Raw genomic sequence first — 16,615 nt, forward strand, 5'->3', positions numbered from 1 at the left:
TCACGCCTTGAACCGGGCGACGGATGAGGGACGGTCACGCCTGGAGCCGGGCCAGGTCCTCCGGTGAGAGCAGGCCGAAGGCCGCGACCTCACGGCGTCCGGCCCCGCTGTCGGTGCGGGTGGCCAGCCACTGCGCGAGGGCCTCGACGGTCTGGCTGGTGAAAAGCCGCTGAAGCGGGATGTCCTGCCCGTCCTCACGGGCGAGACCGACGATCCGCACGGCATGCATCGAGTCCCCGCCGATCTCGAAGAAGTTGTCGCGCACGCCGACCCGGTCGACTCCGAGCACCCGCTGCCACAGCGCGACGAGCCGCTCCTCCTGCGGGTTGCCCGGCGCCACGTACGCGGCGGACGTCCCGCCGGAGCGGTCGGGGGCGGGCAGCGCCTTGCGATCGACCTTGCCGTTCGGACTGAGCGGCAGGGCGTCGAGGACGACGTGGGCGGCGGGGATCATGTGGTCGGGGAGGTGCTCGGCGAGGGCGGTGCGCAACTCACCGATGGAAGGGGGCCGTTCGCCCGTGAGGTACGCGACGATCCTCCGGTCGCCCGGCTGGTCCTCGCGGACGATGGCGACGGCCTGGGTGATGCCGTTCACGGCGAGCAACGCCGCCTCGATCTCGCCGAGTTCGATGCGGAAGCCGCGCACCTTGACCTGGTGGTCGGCGCGGCCGAGGTACTCGATGCGGCCCTCGGCGTTCCAGCGCGCGATGTCTCCGGTGCGGTAGAGGCGGGAGCCGGGTGGGCCGAAGGGGTCGGGTACGAAGCGGTCGGCGGTGAGGCCCGGTCGGCCGCCGTAGCCGCGGGCCAGCTGGACGCCGCCCAGGTGGAGTTCGCCGGGCACCCCGATGGGGGCCGGGAGCAGGCGGGCGTCCAGGACGTAGGTGCGGGTGTTGGCGATCGGGGTGCCGATGGGCAGGGCGGGGCCGGTCCAGTCGGGGCGGCTCGACCAGCGGGTGACGTCGACTGACGCCTCCGTGGGGCCGTACAGGTTCTCCAACTCCGCCTGCCCGAGGGTGCGGTGGAAGCGTCGGGCCAGTTCGGCGGGGAGCGCCTCGCCACTGCACACGACGAGCCGCAGCGAACGGCACTCGCCCGCGCGCCCGGCACCGAGGAACGCCTCCAGCATGGGCGGCACGAAGTGGCAGACGGTGACCGACTCCCGCTGGATCAGCTCCGCCAGATACCCCGGATCGCGATGCCCGCCGGGCTCCGCGAGGACCAGCCGGGCGCCGGTGAGCAGCGGCCAGAACAGCTCCCACACGGAGACGTCGAAGCTGATCGGCGTCTTCTGCAGGACGGTGTCCGCGCCGGTGAGCCCGTACGTGTCCTGCATCCAGCGCAGCCGGTTGGCGATGCCGCGGTGCGGGACCTGCACTCCCTTGGGGCGGCCGGTGGAACCCGAGGTGTAGATGACGTACGCGAGGTGGTCGGGTCCTGCGACCGGTTCCGGCTCGGTGTCGGGGTGGCCGTCTCCGGCACGCTCGTCGACGGGGACGACGGTGAGGCCTTCGGTGGTGAGCCCGGCTTCCGCTCCGGCCGCCGTGAGCAGCACGGGCGCCCCGGAGTCGGTGAGCATGAACTCCAGCCGCCCGGCCGGGTATCCGGGGTCCAGCGGCAGATAGGCGCCGCCCGCCTTGAGCACGGCGAGCAGGGCCACCATCAGCTCGGGCGACCGCTCCAGGTGGACGCCGACGACGGTGTCGGGGCCGACGCCGAGGGCGCGCAGGCGGTGGGCGAGCCGGTTGGCGCGGCGGTGCAGCTCGGCGTACGACACCTCGCTGTCCTCGAACCGTACGGCGGGCGCGTCGGCGTACTTGACGGCGGCCTCGGTGAGCAGGGCGGTGAGCGTCTCCCGCTGTGGCCGGTCGACCGCCGTGTCGTTCCACTCGTCCACCAGCAGGGCGCGTTCGGCGGGCCCGAGGAGATCGACGGTGGAGACGGGGGCGGCCGGTTCGGCGACGACGGCGGTCAGGACGCGGGTGAAGTGCTCGACGAACCGCTCGATGGTGGCGGCGTCGAAGAGCTCCACGTCGTAGTCGAGCCAGCCGATGAGCTCCTGGCCGGTGTCGATCATCCGGAGGTTGAGGTCGAACTGGCTGTTGGCCTCCGAGATGTCCACGAACTCACTGTCCACACCGTGGACTTCGAGGGTGCCGAGCTCGATGTTCTGCAACGCGAACAGCACCTGCACCAGCGGGCTGCGCGACAGGTCGCGCTCCGGAACAAGCTCGTTCACCAGCCGCCCGTACGGCACCCGCTGGTGCGCGAACGCCTCAAGGGAGGTGTCGCGAACCCGGCCGATGAGTTCCGGGAACGACGGGTCGCCGTGCAGGTCGACACGGAGTGGCAGCGTGTTGAGGAAGCAGCCAAGGAGATCCTCGAACTCGGCCCGCGGCCGGTTCGCGACCGGCGTGCCGACCAGGAGAGTTTCCTGCCCCGTGTGGCGTGACAGGACGACGGAGTACGCGGAGAGCAGCGTCATGAAGAGGGTTCCGCCGTGGCTGCGCGACAGCTCCCGCAGCCCCGCGGCGGTCGACGCGTCCACCGTCAGCCGGCGCCGCGCGCCCCGGTGCGTGCCCACAGCGGGCCGCGGCCGGTCGGTTGGCAGCTCCAACACCCTTGGTACGCCGTCCAGATGACGGCGCCACCAGTCGAGCAGCGAGTCGAGCGCGGGGCCGGAGAGGTCCGTCCGCTCCCAGCGGGCGACATCGGCGAACTGGAGTCCTGGCTCCGGCAGTTGGTCCACGTCTCCGGCGTATGCCCGCGACAGCTCGCGCAGCAGCAGACCGAACGACCAGCCGTCGAAGGCTATGTGATGGACGGTCAGCGCGAGCAGCTGATCCTTCTCCCCGATACGCAGGAGCTCCGCCCTGAGCAGCGGGCCGCGCGTCAGGTCGAAGGGCTCCTTGATGCCACGCATCGCGGCGGCCACGGCTGCGGACTCCGGGTCGGGAGCCCCCGAGAGGTCGTCATGGCGTACGAGGACCCGGGCGCCGTCGACCGCCCGCTGCAGCGGGGTGCCGTCCGGTCCTGCCTCGAAGACCGTACGCAGCACGGCGTGCCGGGCCACGACGGTGTCCACGGCCGACTGCAGCGCCGCGTCGTCGAGGGCGCCGCGCAGTCGCAGCACGACGGGCATGTTGTACGCCGCGTCCCCCGGCCGCAGCTGCTCCTCCAGCCACAGCCTTTCCTGGGTCCAGGAAAGGGGTCCTGGCACGGTGACGTCACCTCGCGCGACCACCGCCCCACCGTCAGGTGTCTCCTGGCGGCTCAGCAGCGGCGCGAGCCCGGCGACCGTGGGCCGCTCGAAGAGGTCCTGGAGGGTGACATCGCCGTGGAACTCCCGCCTGATGCGCGCCAGCAGCCGCGTCAGCAGCAGCGAATGCCCGCCGAGCGCGAAGAAGTCGTCGGCGGCGCCGATCCGTTCGCGGCCCAGCAACTCCCCCCACAGCTCGGCGATCCGCCGCTCGACGGGTCCTTCGGGGGCGACGTACGCACCGGTGGCCCGCTCCGCGCGGACGCCGAGCGCCCGCAGGGCCGCGCGGTCCACCTTGCCGTTCGCGGTCAGCGGGAGGGCGTCGAGGACGACGTAGGAGGAGGGGACGGCGTACTCCGGAAGGCGGCGGGCGAGCGCCGCGCGGATGTCGGCCAGGTCGAGTGCGGTGGGTTCGGTGGCCGGGGTGAGTGCGGTGCCTCCGGTGGCCGGGGTGGGTGTGGTACCTCCCGTGACCGTGGGGAGCGCGCTGCCTCCCGTGGCCAGGTACGCGACGAGTCTCCGCTCGCCGGACGCGTCCGCCACGCCGAGTACGGCGCTGTGGGCGACGCCGGGCAGTGCGTCGAGGGCCGCCTCCACCTCTGCGGGCTCCACCCGGAACCCGCGCACCTTGATCTGCTGGTCGGCGCGCCCGAGAGGCTCGATGAGACCGTCGGGGCGCAGGCGGGCCAGGTCTCCGGTGCGGTAGACGCGGGCGCCGCTGCCCGGTGCGAAGGGATCGGGAACGTAACCGCCCTCCCGGTCATCGGCGTAACGGGCCAAGTACGGCGTGCGGACGACGAGTTCGCCGACCTCGCCGAGGCCCGCGGGGCGGTCGCCCGCGAGGACCAGGAGCTGGACGCCGTCGATGCCGGGGCCGAGCGGCACCAGGCCGCCGGGCCGCGCGTCGGTGGCGGACCCGGCGCGGTGAACACGGTGCACCGACACCGCCTGCGGGGTCTCGGTGGCGCCGTACATGTTGAGCAGGTCGGCGCCGGGGGCGAGCCGGGCCCAGTCCCGTACGGTACGGCCGGTCAGGGTGTCGCCCCCGAAGCCCACGAGCCGCAGGAGCGGCCAGGGCTCTCCGTCCGCCTGCTCGGCGAGCGCCCCGCCGAGGGCCGGCGTGAGGTGCGCGACCGTCGCCCCGGCCGCCCGCAGCCACTCCCCGACGGCCCGCACGTCACGTACGTCCGCGTCGGGAAACACCACGGCCGCACCCGCCCACAGCGGCGCCAGCACGTCCCGCAGAAACGGGTCGTGCCCGAGCCCGGACAGCGCGGCGAACCGGTCCGCGGGCCCGAGCCCGAAGGCCCGCGCGTACCAGTCGAGAAAGTGCGCAAGCGGCCGGTGCCCGCCGAGCACCGGCCGGGGCCGACCCGTCGTACCCGAGGTGAAGGCGACGTAGGCGGGGACGTCGCCGTCGAGAACACCCGGGCCACGCGGCACATCCTGAGCGGAACGGCCCGGCTGGCCCGGTACCGGGTCACCCGTGGCCTCGGTGCCGGGCGCCGGGGCGCGCGGCCCCTGCGGGGTGCTGGGGGAATCGTCGGGCGGAACGGCGGTGTCCTCCCGCGGACCGCGGCTCGTCCCTGCGAGGGGCCCGGTGGGCGTGCCGTCCGACGGCACGCGGGCCTCCGGCAGGTCCCCCGGCGTCCGCGCCAGCTCCCGCTCGCGTGCCGGGTCGACGCGTAGTACCGGGCCCGTGACGAAGGTGGGGAGGGGGCGGTCGGGGGCGCAGGCCAGCCAGGCTCGGGGGGAGAGTGCCTGTGCGCGGGCCGACAGCGCCTCGTCGGGGTAGTCCGCGTCCAGGACCGAGAAGACCGCGCCTGCCTTCACCGCGGCCAGGATGCCGAGGACGACCGCCGGGTGGCGGGCGGCGTGCAGGGCGAGGACGTCGCCGGGGCGGATGCCGCGCTCGCGCAGCACCCGGGCCAGCCGGTCGGTCGCCCGGTCCAGTTCGGCGTACGACCAGACGCCTCCGTCGGCGGTCGTCCCGGCGACGAGCGCGGGCGCCTGCGGAGACGCCGCCGTGTGCTTGGCGAGCCGGTCGAGGAGTGACTCGGTTACGGAGACCGGGAGTTCGGCGGCCGGGTCGGGCAGCAGCGCCGCCGAACGGGGCGTGGAGAGAGCGAACTCGCTGACGCGCAGGCCGGGTTCGGAACTCGCCCGGGCCAACACCCCGCGCAGCTGCTCAAGGAGGTCGGCGACGCGCTCGCCCTCGTACAGCGCGGCGTCGTACACCGCGTCCAGGGTCAGCGCGCCGTCGGCCTCGGTCCCCACGTACAGCGTGAGGTCGAACTTGTTGTCGATGTCCCCGAAGGGCAGGGCCTCCACCCGGCAGCCGGCCAGGTCCGGCACCCCGGACGGCGGCAGGACGTTGAAGAAGACCTGCACGAGCTGGTTGCGGGAGAGATCGCGTTCCGGGGCGAGCCCCGAGATCAGCCGCCCGAACGGCACCCGCTGGTGCCCGAACGCGTCCAGGGAGTCCCGCCGGACCCGCCCGAGCAGCTCGCCGAAGGTGGGGTCGGCGGCGGCGTCCACCTTGACGGGCAGCGTGTTGAGGAAGCAGCCGACGAGATCACGGGTGCCCGCGCCGCGGGTGGACGCCGGGGTGCCCACGACCATCCGCTCCTGCCCGGTGTGCCGTGCCAGCACCACGCCGAACGCCGCGAGCAGCGCCATGAACGGCGTCGCCTCGTGGGCCCGCGCCAGCTCCCGCACCGCGTGCGCGGTCGCCGCGTCCACGGCCAGGCGACGGCGCGCGCCCCGGTGCCCCCGTACGGCAGGCCGGGGCCGGTCGGCCGGCAGCTCCAACACCCTTGGTACGCCGCCCAGATGGCGCCGCCACCAGTCGACGAGCCGGTCCACGGCCGCCTCGTCCAGCTCCGCCCGCTCGGCGCGCACGGCGTCGGCGTACGTGCGGCGCAGCGGCCGCAGACCGGGGTCCGCGGGCTCGGCGTACACGCGCGACAGCTCCTGGAAGAGGAGCCCGAACGACCAGCCGTCGGCGATGAGGTGATGCGCCGTCAGGAGCAACAGGTGCTCCTCGTCGGCCGTCCGGACGACGAGTACGCGCAGCAGCGGTCCGCGCGCCAGGTCGAAGCGTGCCCGTGAGGCCCGCCGCAGCGCCGTCGCGGCGGCCGCCGCGGGATCCGGCAGGGTCCGTACGTCCTGGGTCTCCACCGGCACCGTCAAGCCCTCGACGGTCCGCTGCACGGGCACCCCGTCGACGGTGTCGAAGACCGTGCGCAGTGCCTCGTGCCGGGCGGCGAGGGCGTCGAAGGCCGGCCGCAACCGCGCGGTGTCCAGGGGTCCTTGGACCCGGAACGCCACGGGCATGTTGTAGGCCGCGTCGCCCGGCCGCAGTTGCTCCTCGAACCAGATCCGCTCCTGGGTCCAGGAGAGCGGGGCGTCCTTCTCGGTCATGTGGGGTCCTTCGGGGCGCGATCCGTGAAGCGGGTGAGCTCGGCACGGAAGAGTGCGGTGATTTCGGCGAGCGCGGGGAGGTCGAACAGACCCTCGGGGGCGTGCACGGCACCGGTGAACGCCGTGCCGTCGTCCCACAGTTCGCAACAGAGTTCGGCCTGCGGGCCCAGCGCGGGCGCGGCCAGTGGCACGAACCGGGCGCCGCCGCCCTCGGCCGGCCTTGCGACCCGTTGCAGCACCAGCAGGTTCTGGTAGAGCGGAGTACGGCCGCCCGCCGGGCGGGGCGCAAGCGCCGCGAGCTCGTCCGTGCCGGGTGCGCTGTGCGCGAGGACGTCGAGGAGCCGGTCGCCCACGAGGCGGAGCAGTTCGCCGGGGTCGAGCGCCGGGTCGGCGGCGATGCGTACGGGCAGGCCGTTGGCGAGATAGCCGACCGTGCGTTCGTGTGCGGCGTCCCGGGTGTCGACGATCGTCCCGATGGCGAGGTCGTCCTGTCCCGTGACCTTGGCCAGCGCCCGCCACCAGGCCGCGAGCAGCGGCACCAGCACGGGGTACCGGGCACGGGCCGCGAACTCCCGCAACGCGTCGGTCTGTTCCGCGCTCAGACCGACGTGCCACGAGACGAGCGGCCGCGTCCACAGCTCGCGCATCTGTAGGTCACGGCCACCGCCGGGCCAGCGTGCCGCCGGCAGCCCTTCCAACTCCGTCTTCCAGTACGCCTGTTCGGCGCCGTCGAGCGGAGCGCCACCGGAGGGCGGTGCCGGGGCCTGGTCGACGGCCTCGCCCTCGTACGCGGCGGCGAGGTCCCCGACGAGCACCTCCTCGGACCGACCGTCGTACACGATGTGGTGCACGGCGAGCAGCAGGAGGTGGGCCTCGGCACCGACGCCTCCGCCGAGCAGCCCCGCCGCGAACAGGGGCCCGCCTTCGAGATCCTGTACGCGCGCCACCAGCTCGCGCGTCAACTCCCCTTCGTCCAGGTGCCCTTGCGCCAGTACCAGCGGCGGAGCCGCCACGCCCAGCTCGGACACCGACCGGAGGGGCCGGCCCGCCCGGCGCGGGAAGGTCGTCCGCAGTGCGGGGTGGGCGGCGACGACCGCCGCCAGGGCCCGTGCCAGGCGCTCCGGGTCGAGCGCGCCGGTGATCTCGATCCGGCTGATGGCCACATGCCCGGGAGCATCCGGCACCAGCCGTCCTGCCAGCCAGAAGCGGCGCTCACCGGGGGAGAGTTCGGAGGCGGGAGTGGCCGGCGCGGGCGCGGCCTGCTGTGCGGGGGCCCGCGCGGCAAGCGCCTCCAGGGCCCGCACCGTCGGGTTCTCGTACACCTCACGGACCGACAGGCGGACGCCGAGCAGGCGCCCCAGCCGGGCGGCGATCCGCAGCATGTGCAGCGAACTCGCCCCGCCGAGCAGCAGATCGGTCCCCGGTGTCAGCCCGGGCTCCCCGAGGATGGCGCGGACCTCGCGCAGGACGGTGGACGCCGGCGCCTCGGCGGACACGGGTTCCGGCCGTGCCGCCGCGACCTGCTCGGTCACCCACGCCCCCACCGCCCGTACGTCCGCCTTGCCCGTCGGGCCGAGGGGTACGGGGTGCAGGTGGAGGTAGCGGTCGGGGCGGAGGTGGGACGCGAGGGCCTCGCCGGCGGATTCGCGCAGGGCGTGCTCCGGAAGGGGGGCGGCCGACTCGGTGGCGTACGCGCAGACGGTCGCGGTGACGGTGCCGTGCGCGTCGCGCAGCGGGATCAGGAAGGCCTGCCTGACGCCCGGTACGGCGGCGACACCGCGTTCCACCTCGCCGGGCTCGACCCGGTATCCACGGATCTTGAACTGCCGGTCGGCACGCCCGATGAAGGACAGCCGGCCCTCGTCGTCCATGCGTACCCGGTCCCCGGTGCGGTACGCGCGCAGCGTGCCGTACCCCGGGACGTCGATCGCGGCGAAGCGGCGCGCGTCCTCCTCGGGCCGGCCGAGATAGCCGAGTGCGAGCCCGTCACCCGCGACCCACAGCTCACCCTCGGTGCCGCGCTCCACGGTCCGGCCCTCGCTGTCGAGCACGGCGACGAGGGTGCCGCGGACGGGCAGGCCGAGCGGGATGCCGTACTCGGCGCCGGTGTCGGCGGCGCGGATGTCGTGCGTGGCGACGAACACCATGGACTCGACGGGGCCGTACCCGTTGGTGATGCGCAACCCGGGGTGCCGGGCCAGCAGGGCGGCGATGTGCGCGGGCGACAACCGCTCACCGCCGCACAGGAGTTGGCGTACGCCGGTGAACGCGTCGGGGTCCTCGTCGACGAGCAGATTGACGAGGGAGCTGGTCAGCCAGAGCGTGTTCACGCCGTGCCCGGAGACGAGGCCGCGCAGGCCGTCCGGCGTGATCAAGGGCTCGTCCGGCACGACGCAGGTGCCGCCGTTCATGAGCGGCCCGAACACCTCCAGGGCCCCCGCGTCCCAGTACGGCGCCGCCAGCAGCGGCATCACAGCCCCGGCCCCGAACTCCGCGTACCCGCCCTCGACAAAGGTCCGCACGAACGCCCGATGCGGAACGACGACCCCCTTGGGCCGCCCGGTCGACCCGGAGGTGAAGAAGACACAGGCGGGGGCGTCGGCTCCGACGACCACCAAGTCATCTGATTCCACGGTCGTTTCGAGCACGACCGCCAAGTCGCCCAGGTCCACAGCCGTTTCAGTCACGACGGCCAAGTCGCCCAGGTCCACAGTCGTTTCAGCCGAGCCCGCCAAGTCACCCGAGCTCACAGCCGTGTCGGCGACAATCGCCGAGTCGCCCGAGCCCACAGCCGTCCCGGCCGAACCGGTCAGGGAGATCACCCTGAGCCCCTCGGGCAGCCGCCCCGCGCCCCCGCCCGTCTCGATCGCGACCGTCTCGATCGCGACCGTGGCCCCCAGGTCCGCGACGACTCCGCGGACGCGCGCCGCGGGCCACGCCGGGTCGACCGCGGCGTACGCGGCGCCCGAGAGCAGGACGCCGAGTGCCGCGACGACGAAGTCCGCGCCGTTCACCGCCACCACCGGCACGAACGCGCCGGGCCGCACCCCCGCCGCCGTGAGCCGTCGGCCGATCTCCCGTGCCCGGTCGGCCAGTTCGGCGTACGAGAGGGATGTCCCGCCCGGACCCCGCAGGGCTGTCGCCCGCGGGGTCCGGGCGGCCTGCCGGAGCACCGCCTCGTGGGCGGTGGCAGCGGCCGGCACGGGATGGCCGGGTCCGGCAGCGACCGAGGGACGCCTGAGCGTCATGAGAGGCGAGGTGCGGTGGCCAGCGCCCGGGCCAGTTCGCCCGGAGTGGACTGGAGTACGTCGGTGAAATCGGCCTCCAGCCCCCAGTCGTCCTCGATACGTGCGACGACGAGTACGGCGTGGAAGGAATCCCCGCCCTGCGCGAGGAAAGAGGAATCCTCCCGGATTTCCACCCCCAGCACGTCGGCGAATATGCGCCGCACACTTTCCGCGTCGATCCGGGACACTTCGTCGATCTGTGTCATTTCAGTCTTCTCCGGTGATCCGTCGATCCAGCGAGCCAGTGATCCATTGCCGCGATTCACCGCGGCCGGCTAGCTCCACGCGCTGTCGTCCGGCGTGACGACGAGCGGTCGCACGTGACCGTTTTCCGCTACCGACGTGTTTCCGGCTCGTTCCAGGACATCGCCGGCGCCGGTGGCGGCGGCGGCGCCCACGCCGCCGGCCAGCCCGGCCAGGACCAAAAGTGCGGTGGTGACAAATCGTGCTTTCTTCACAGAAAGCCCCTCCCCCGTGACGGCTCTGCGTGACCGCCCGATCGCACGAGCGGTGTGTTTCACGATGTTGTAATCCGGCCGCCGTGGAGTTCCAGTAATCCATCGAGCAGGATGATGCGAACAGCAAGATGCAGGGGGGAACAAATGGACAAAATCCTTGAATCGGACCCTACCCAGCTCCTTCAGCAGCTCGCGCCGGAACACATCCGGCTCTATAGCTGGGGAGCGAAACAAGCATTCTTCGCCACGGGGGAGGCGGCCCGAGCGCTCGACATTTCAGAGGCGGAAGCGCGTGCCTCGATCGACGCCCTGCGAGAATTCCATCTCGCCGACGAGGAGCCCGGCTCGCACGATCTCTTCCCGCTGGGCTTTCACGAATCGTCCTGGCGCATCGTGCATCCGCACATCGCGGCCGCCCGCATGGCCTCCGCCGAATCCCGGCTCAGGCAGCGCCTGTTCGAGCTGAACTCGCGCCGCGACTCACTCGCCGCCCTCGCCTCGGTGTACGCGCCCCGCGAGGAGGACCGCACCGAGAGCCGGGACACCGTCGAGGTGGTGGAGTCGCTCAGCGACGTGATCGCGCTGATAGAGCAGGCCAGCGCCGAGTGCGAGCGGGAGATGATCACCTGCCAGCCGGGCGGCGGCCGCCCCACGGCCGAGCTGGAGCAGGCGGTCGGCCGGGACCAGGCACTGCTCACCCGTGGTGTGCGGATGCGGACGCTTTACCAGCACTCCGCCCGCCACCACGCTCCCACCCAGGCGTACGTGGAGCGCATCTCACCCGCGGGCGCCGAAGTCCGCACGCTCACCGAGCTGTTCGGGCGCATGATCGCCTTCGACCGGAAGGTGGTCTTCGTCCCCCATCACAAGCAGCGTGGCGGCGCGGCCGTGGTCCGCTCCCCCGCCGCGGTGGCGTTCCTGTGCAATGCCTTCGACTACGCCTGGGACCAGGCCGTCCCGTTCACCGACGCCCATCGCACCCCGGTGGCCGTCGACGAACTGCAGCAGGGCATCGTGCAGTTGCTCAGCCAGGGACTCAAGGACGAGGTGATCGCCCGCCGTCTCGGTGTCTCGCTGCGCACCTGCCGCAAGTACATCGCCGACATATTCCAGCGCCTGGGCGCCGAGAGCCGGTTCCAGGCGGGCTATCTCGCCCACACCCAGAACCTGTTGGGGGAGGCCACGCGTACGTGACCTCCCCCTGACGGACACCGCCGGCTACAGCGTCTTCCCCGTCGCCGGGCCCACGATCAGCCCGTCCCCGAAGGCGTCCACCCGGACCGTGTCGCCGTCCTTGACCTCGCCCGCCAGGATCTCCTTGGCGAGGCGGTCGCCGATGGCGGTCTGGATGAGGCGGCGCAGGGGGCGGGCGCCGTAGGCGGGGTCGTTGCCCTCCTGGGCGAGCCAGGCCAGGGCCGCGTCGGTGACCTCCAGGGTGAGGCGCCGCTGGGCCAGGCGCCCGGCGAGCCGGTCGATCTGGAGCCTGGCGATGCGCTCCAGCTCCTCCTTGTTCAGGGCGGAGAAGACCACCAGGTCGTCGAGCCGGTTCAGGAACTCCGGCTTGAAAGAGGCCCGTACGACCTCGAGGACCTGCTGCTTCTTCACCTCGTCGGAGGTCATCGGCTCGACCAGGTACTGGCTGCCCAGGTTCGACGTGAGGATCAGGATGGTGTTGCGGAAGTCGACCGTCCGGCCCTGACCGTCCGTCAGGCGGCCGTCGTCCAACACCTGGAGGAGGATGTCGAAGACCTCGGGGTGCGCCTTCTCCACCTCGTCGAGGAGCACGACGCTGTACGGCCGCCTGCGCACCGCCTCGGTGAGCTGGCCGCCCTCCTCGTACCCGACGTAGCCGGGCGGCGCGCCCACCAGTCGGGCGACGCTGTGCTTCTCGCCGTACTCGCTCATGTCGATACGGACCATGGCGCGCTCGTCGTCGAAGAGGAAGTCGGCGAGTGCCTTGGCGAGTTCGGTCTTGCCGACGCCGGTCGGGCCGAGGAAGAGGAAGGATCCGGTGGGCCGGTCCGGGTCGGCGATTCCGGCGCGCGTGCGTCGTACGGCGTCCGACACCGCCTGCACGGCCTCCGCCTGCCCGATGAGCCGGCGCCCCAACTCCTCCTCCATGCGCAGGAGTTTCTGCGTCTCGCCCTCGAGGAGGCGTCCTGCCGGGATCCCGGTCCAGGCACCGACCACGTCGGCGATCTCGTCGGGTCCGACCTCGTCCTTCACCATGGTGCCCTTGGAGACCTCCACCTCGGCCTCGGAGGCTTCCTCCAAGTCCCTTTCCAGGGAGGGGATCTCGCCGTACAGCAGCTTGGAGGCGGTGTCGAAGTCGCCGTCGCGCTGGGCGCGTTCGGCCTGGCCGCGCAGTTCGTCCAGCTTCTCCTTCAGCTCACCGACGCGGTTGAGGGACTGCTTCTCCTTCTCCCAGCGGGCGGTGAGGCCGCGCAGCTCCTCCTCCTTGTCGGCGAGGTCGCGGCGCAGCTTCTCCAGGCGCTCGCGCGAGGCCGGGTCGGTCTCCTTGTCGAGCGCCAGCTCCTCCATGCGGAGCCGGTCCACCTGGCGCTGCAGCTCGTCGATCTCGAGGGGGGAGGAGTCGATCTCCATGCGCAGCCGGGACGCGGCCTCGTCGACGAGGTCGATGGCCTTGTCGGGGAGGAAGCGGGAGGTGATGTACCGGTCGGAGAGCGTGGCGGCGGCGACGAGCGCGCTGTCCGCGATCACGACCTTGTGGTGGGCCTCGTACCGCCCCTTGAGCCCGCGCAGGATCGCGATGGTGTCCTCGACGGACGGCTCGGCGACGAGCACCTGCTGGAAGCGCCGCTCCAGGGCGGGGTCCTTCTCGATCCGCTCCCGGTACTCGTCGAGGGTGGTGGCACCCACCATGCGCAGCTCACCGCGCGCGAGCATGGGCTTGAGCATGTTGCCCGCGTCCATGGAGGAGTCCCCTCCGGCGCCGGCGCCCACGACCGTGTGCAGCTCGTCGATGAAGGTGATGATCTGCCCGTCGGAGTCCTTGATCTCCGCGAGCACGGTCTTGAGCCGCTCCTCGAACTCGCCCCGGTACTTCGCCCCGGCGACCATCGCGCCCAGGTCGAGCGAGACGAGCCGCTTGTTCTTGAGCGACTCCGGGACGTCGCCCTTCACGATCCGCTGGGCGAGCCCCTCGACGACGGCGGTCTTGCCGACGCCGGGCTCGCCGATGAGGACGGGGTTGTTCTTGGTGCGCCGGGACAGGACCTGCACCACCCGGCGGATTTCCTGATCCCTGCCGATGACGGGATCGAGCTTGCCCTCACGCGCCGCGGCCGTGAAGTCGGTACCGAACTTTTCGAGCGCCTTGTACTGGCCCTCGGGATCCGGGGTGGTCACCCGGCGCCCTCCCCTGCTCTTCTGGAACGCGTCGAGGAGCTTCTTGGCGTTCGCCCCCTGCTGGGAGAGTATGTCGCCGGTCTGGCCGCCCTTGGCGGCGATTCCGATGAGCAGGTGCTCGGTGGAGATGAACTCGTCCCCGAGCTCCTTCGCCCGCTCGGCCGCGTCCGCGATGACGGCGAGCAGCTCACGGTTGGGCTGCGGGGGCGCAACGGTGGATCCGGTCACGCTGGGCAGACCCGCGAGCACGCGCTCGGCGCCGGTCCGCACGGAGGCCTGGTCGGCCTCGACGGCGGCCAGCAGGTCGATGATGTTCTCGTTGTCCTGCCCCTCGATCAGCGCGAGCAGCAGGTGGGCGGGGGTGAGGTCCGGGTGGCCCCCGGACACGGCCCGGGTACTGGCCGCGTTGATCGCGTCCCGGCTCCTGTTGGTCAGCTCGGCGTCCACGGTCGCGTTCTCCTCCTGGGTACTAGATGCCGGTACTAGATCCTGAGTGTTCCAACTGGCACAAAGTTGAGTCTATTCCACTCAAGGGTGGGTTCGGGAGCGGATCCGGGTCCCGGATCCGGGAGCTGAGGCACGTAGATTCGGCCCATGCCTTCCTCGTACCCGGTGGATCCGCGACAGCCGGACGCCGCCTACCTCAGCTTCTGGCGGGAGCGGCACCTGTGCACGCTGACGACCCTGCGGCCCGACGGCAGCCCGCACGTGGTCCCCGTCGGGGTTACATACGATCCCGGGGCCGGTCTGGCTCGGGTGATCGCGAACAAGTCCAGCGCGAAGGTCGGCCATGTGCTGGCCGCGGGCCCCGGTGGAGTGCGGGTGGCCGCCTGTCAGGTCGACGGACGCCGCTGGGCGACGCTGGAGGGGCTCGCGACGGTGTCCGTCGACCCCGGGCGCATCGCGGAGGCGGAGCGGCGGTACGCGGAGCGGTACGGGCGCACGCCCTCCCCCAATCCCTCCCGGGTGGTGATCGAGATCCAGCTGACCTCGGCGCTGGGGCGCGGCTGATCGCGGCCATTCCCGAAGTGGCCGATACCTGGAGGTTTCACGTAAAACTGCAGCGGCGTCACCGTGTTCAGGTCACGGTGACGCCGCTGCGGGGGGAAGCACCTGCGCGATTTACTACGACGGGGGAATCGCGTCAGGCACTGCGGGGGGTGGCTGAGATGGTCTGCACGTCCGGGGCTTCCGGCTCGACCAGCTGGTGGTCACGCTGGTCGAGGTTCACAAAGATCATTCCGTACCGAATGGCACACCGCACTGGCTGCGGCGCCCCCCGAGGCCGCCGCAAACACCGGTACGCCCGCAGATCCTCGTCGTCGTCACGCGTGACGACGACCGGCTCTCCGAATACCGTCACCATCAACGAGTCACCACTGTGGGGGATGGCGGTGACCAGGTCGATGAAGTGCCAACCGGAGCGATAGGCCGTGGCCATTTCTCGGCGGAAGGAGCGGTCGTCGGGAGGGGTGGTCATGCGCCGTCGCCCGCCGGGGTAAAGGTCCAACCAACGTCGCCCTGCTGAACGGCGACAACATCAGCAGGAGCGGAGGTCCAACCGACGTCCCCTTGCTGAGCACCAACCTCCGCGGGAGCAGAAGTCCAGGCGACGTCGAGAGGACTTGCCGCACCAAGTGCCAGTGCGGCGGCCACGACGGCCGCGGCCAACACTGATCGAAGCATTCTCTTTCGCATAGTCGGCTTCGTCCTCACTCGATGACATCCTCTCCCCCGCAGAACAAGACGATGGCTCATTCAGGCACATGGATGCCACACACTCGATGCATCATGTTCCTGCACGTTCAGGACCCTAGGGGGTGGAGAATTGATAACAAACAACACAAACCCGACACATCCTCATTCGATCACCGCTCTATGCGACGAGGGTGCCCGTCTCTACGCCGGTGCCCTGAGCGCCGGACGCATCGCTCGCGTCGAGGTAGAGCCTGCCCCCTGCCTGGTCGAATTCGCCCTGCTGCATCCCGACCCGGACGACGCGAACTGGCTCCGCCCTGTGCCACCGTCGATCGCACTCTCCCAGCAGCTCCAGCCGATCGAGCGGGAGATCCAGGACCGGCGGAGGCTTTCCGTTGACCTTGCCGATACGTTCGAGCCGTTCTTGGCCATCAGTGCGCAGAAGCCCGCCACGACCCACGCCATCACGGTGCTGGAGGGATTCAGCAGAATCAACACGGCCCTGGATGTAGCCATAGCGGAGAGCCGGGTCGAAGTCCTCACCGTGCAGCCTGGTGGCGGTCGGCCGGAGAACGCACTGAGTCAGGCCCTCGAACGGAGCAAGCCTCTCATCGAGCGCGGCATCTCGGTGCGCACCCTCTACCAGCACACGGTCCGGCACAGTCAGAGCACCTTCGCCTACGTGGACCAGATGGCCGGCGCCAAGGTCGAAATCCGCACCCTTGAGGAACTCATCGAGCGACTCATCATCTGCGACGAGACAGTGGCCTTCATCCCCGCACGCGACGACCGGCAAGTCGCGCTCGAACTCCGCCACCCCGGCCTGGTGAAGTACCTCATCAAGGTCTTCGAGCAACTGTGGCAACGCGCGACGCCCCTCTTGGAGGAGGTGCCGTACGAGTCCACTCCTGATGGCATCAGCGGAGTCCAGCGCTCCATAGCCAAGCTCCTCGTCGAGGGCCACGTCGACGAGGCCATAGCCCGGCGCCTCGGCATGAACGTCCGCACCTGCCGCGCCCACATTGCGAAACTCGCCGTGTCCCTGGGCAGCGGCAGCCGGGCGCAACTCGGCTTTCTGATAGCGCAGTCGGGAATCCTGGACCAGGATCACTGAATGCCGAGGG

At 71.5% G+C, this 16,615-nt stretch carries 9 protein-coding genes; 3 read left to right on the forward strand and 6 right to left on the reverse strand.

All coding sequences use genetic code 11. The annotated features are described in order from the left end of the window. Positions 1 to 34 precede the first annotated feature (34 nt). From OG246_RS07355 to OG246_RS07370, 4 genes are all read right to left on the reverse strand, one after another. Positions 35 to 6,679, reverse strand: a complete 6,645-nt coding sequence (locus OG246_RS07355; RefSeq protein WP_266457591.1) for a non-ribosomal peptide synthetase — start codon at positions 6,677 to 6,679, stop codon at positions 35 to 37. Further along, positions 6,676 to 9,927 (reverse strand): AMP-binding protein, encoded by a 3,252-nt coding sequence (locus tag OG246_RS07360; RefSeq protein WP_266457594.1) that lies wholly within the window; start codon positions 9,925 to 9,927, stop codon positions 6,676 to 6,678. Before OG246_RS07360 ends, OG246_RS07355 begins: the two co-directional genes overlap by 4 nt. Then, entirely contained in the window at positions 9,924 to 10,172 is a 249-nt protein-coding gene (locus OG246_RS07365; protein WP_266457597.1) for a phosphopantetheine-binding protein, read from the reverse strand. The genes OG246_RS07360 and OG246_RS07365 overlap by 4 nt, the downstream gene beginning before the upstream one ends. Before the next feature lie 69 nt (positions 10,173 to 10,241). Next, positions 10,242 to 10,424, reverse strand: coding sequence for a hypothetical protein (locus tag OG246_RS07370; protein WP_266457600.1), 183 nt, complete (start codon positions 10,422 to 10,424; stop codon positions 10,242 to 10,244). Between the two features lie 144 nt (positions 10,425 to 10,568). Here OG246_RS07370 and OG246_RS07375 point away from each other — a divergent pair, with 144 nt between their 5' ends. Continuing rightward, positions 10,569 to 11,618: a helix-turn-helix transcriptional regulator gene (locus OG246_RS07375; protein WP_266457602.1), complete on the forward strand. Its 1,050-nt coding sequence runs from the start codon at positions 10,569 to 10,571 to the stop codon at positions 11,616 to 11,618. Between the two features lie 24 nt (positions 11,619 to 11,642). Here OG246_RS07375 and clpB read toward each other — a convergent pair whose 3' ends face one another. Then, positions 11,643 to 14,240, reverse strand: a complete 2,598-nt coding sequence (gene clpB / locus OG246_RS07380) for an ATP-dependent chaperone ClpB (RefSeq protein WP_266457605.1) — start codon at positions 14,238 to 14,240, stop codon at positions 11,643 to 11,645. Positions 14,241 to 14,387: 147 nt separating this feature from the next. On the opposite strand from clpB, the gene OG246_RS07385 reads away from it, so the two are divergent. Beyond that, entirely contained in the window at positions 14,388 to 14,804 is a 417-nt protein-coding gene (locus tag OG246_RS07385) for a pyridoxamine 5'-phosphate oxidase family protein (protein WP_266457607.1), read from the forward strand. A 133-nt stretch (positions 14,805 to 14,937) separates the two neighbouring features. Here the strand turns inward: OG246_RS07385 and OG246_RS07390 are convergent, their stop codons facing one another. Further along, positions 14,938 to 15,273, reverse strand: a complete 336-nt coding sequence (locus OG246_RS07390; protein ID WP_266457609.1) for a hypothetical protein — start codon at positions 15,271 to 15,273, stop codon at positions 14,938 to 14,940. 348 nt (positions 15,274 to 15,621) lie between these two features. Here OG246_RS07390 and OG246_RS07395 point away from each other — a divergent pair, with 348 nt between their 5' ends. Then, the gene (locus OG246_RS07395) at positions 15,622 to 16,605 is read left to right on the forward strand and encodes a helix-turn-helix transcriptional regulator (RefSeq protein WP_266457612.1); all 984 of its coding nucleotides are present in this window, start codon (positions 15,622 to 15,624) and stop codon (positions 16,603 to 16,605) included. The last annotated feature ends 10 nt before the right edge of the window (positions 16,606 to 16,615 follow it).

The sequence above is a fragment of the Streptomyces sp. NBC_00620 genome (assembly GCF_026341825.1).
In the GTDB taxonomy this organism is placed as follows: domain Bacteria; phylum Actinomycetota; class Actinomycetes; order Streptomycetales; family Streptomycetaceae; genus Streptomyces.

Bases quoted from the DNA above. Each gene is read 5' to 3' on its own strand.
- OG246_RS07355 (WP_266457591.1), bottom strand. From the start codon at position 6,679: ATGACCGAGAAGGACGCCCCGCTCTCCTGGACCCAGGAGCGGATCTGG.
- OG246_RS07360 (WP_266457594.1), bottom strand. From the start codon at position 9,927: ATGACGCTCAGGCGTCCCTCGGTCGCTGCCGGACCCGGCCATCCCGTG.
- OG246_RS07365 (WP_266457597.1), bottom strand. From the start codon at position 10,172: ATGACACAGATCGACGAAGTGTCCCGGATCGACGCGGAAAGTGTGCGG.
- OG246_RS07375 (WP_266457602.1), top strand. From the start codon at position 10,569: ATGGACAAAATCCTTGAATCGGACCCTACCCAGCTCCTTCAGCAGCTC.
- OG246_RS07385 (WP_266457607.1), top strand. From the start codon at position 14,388: ATGCCTTCCTCGTACCCGGTGGATCCGCGACAGCCGGACGCCGCCTAC.
- OG246_RS07390 (WP_266457609.1), bottom strand. From the start codon at position 15,273: ATGACCACCCCTCCCGACGACCGCTCCTTCCGCCGAGAAATGGCCACG.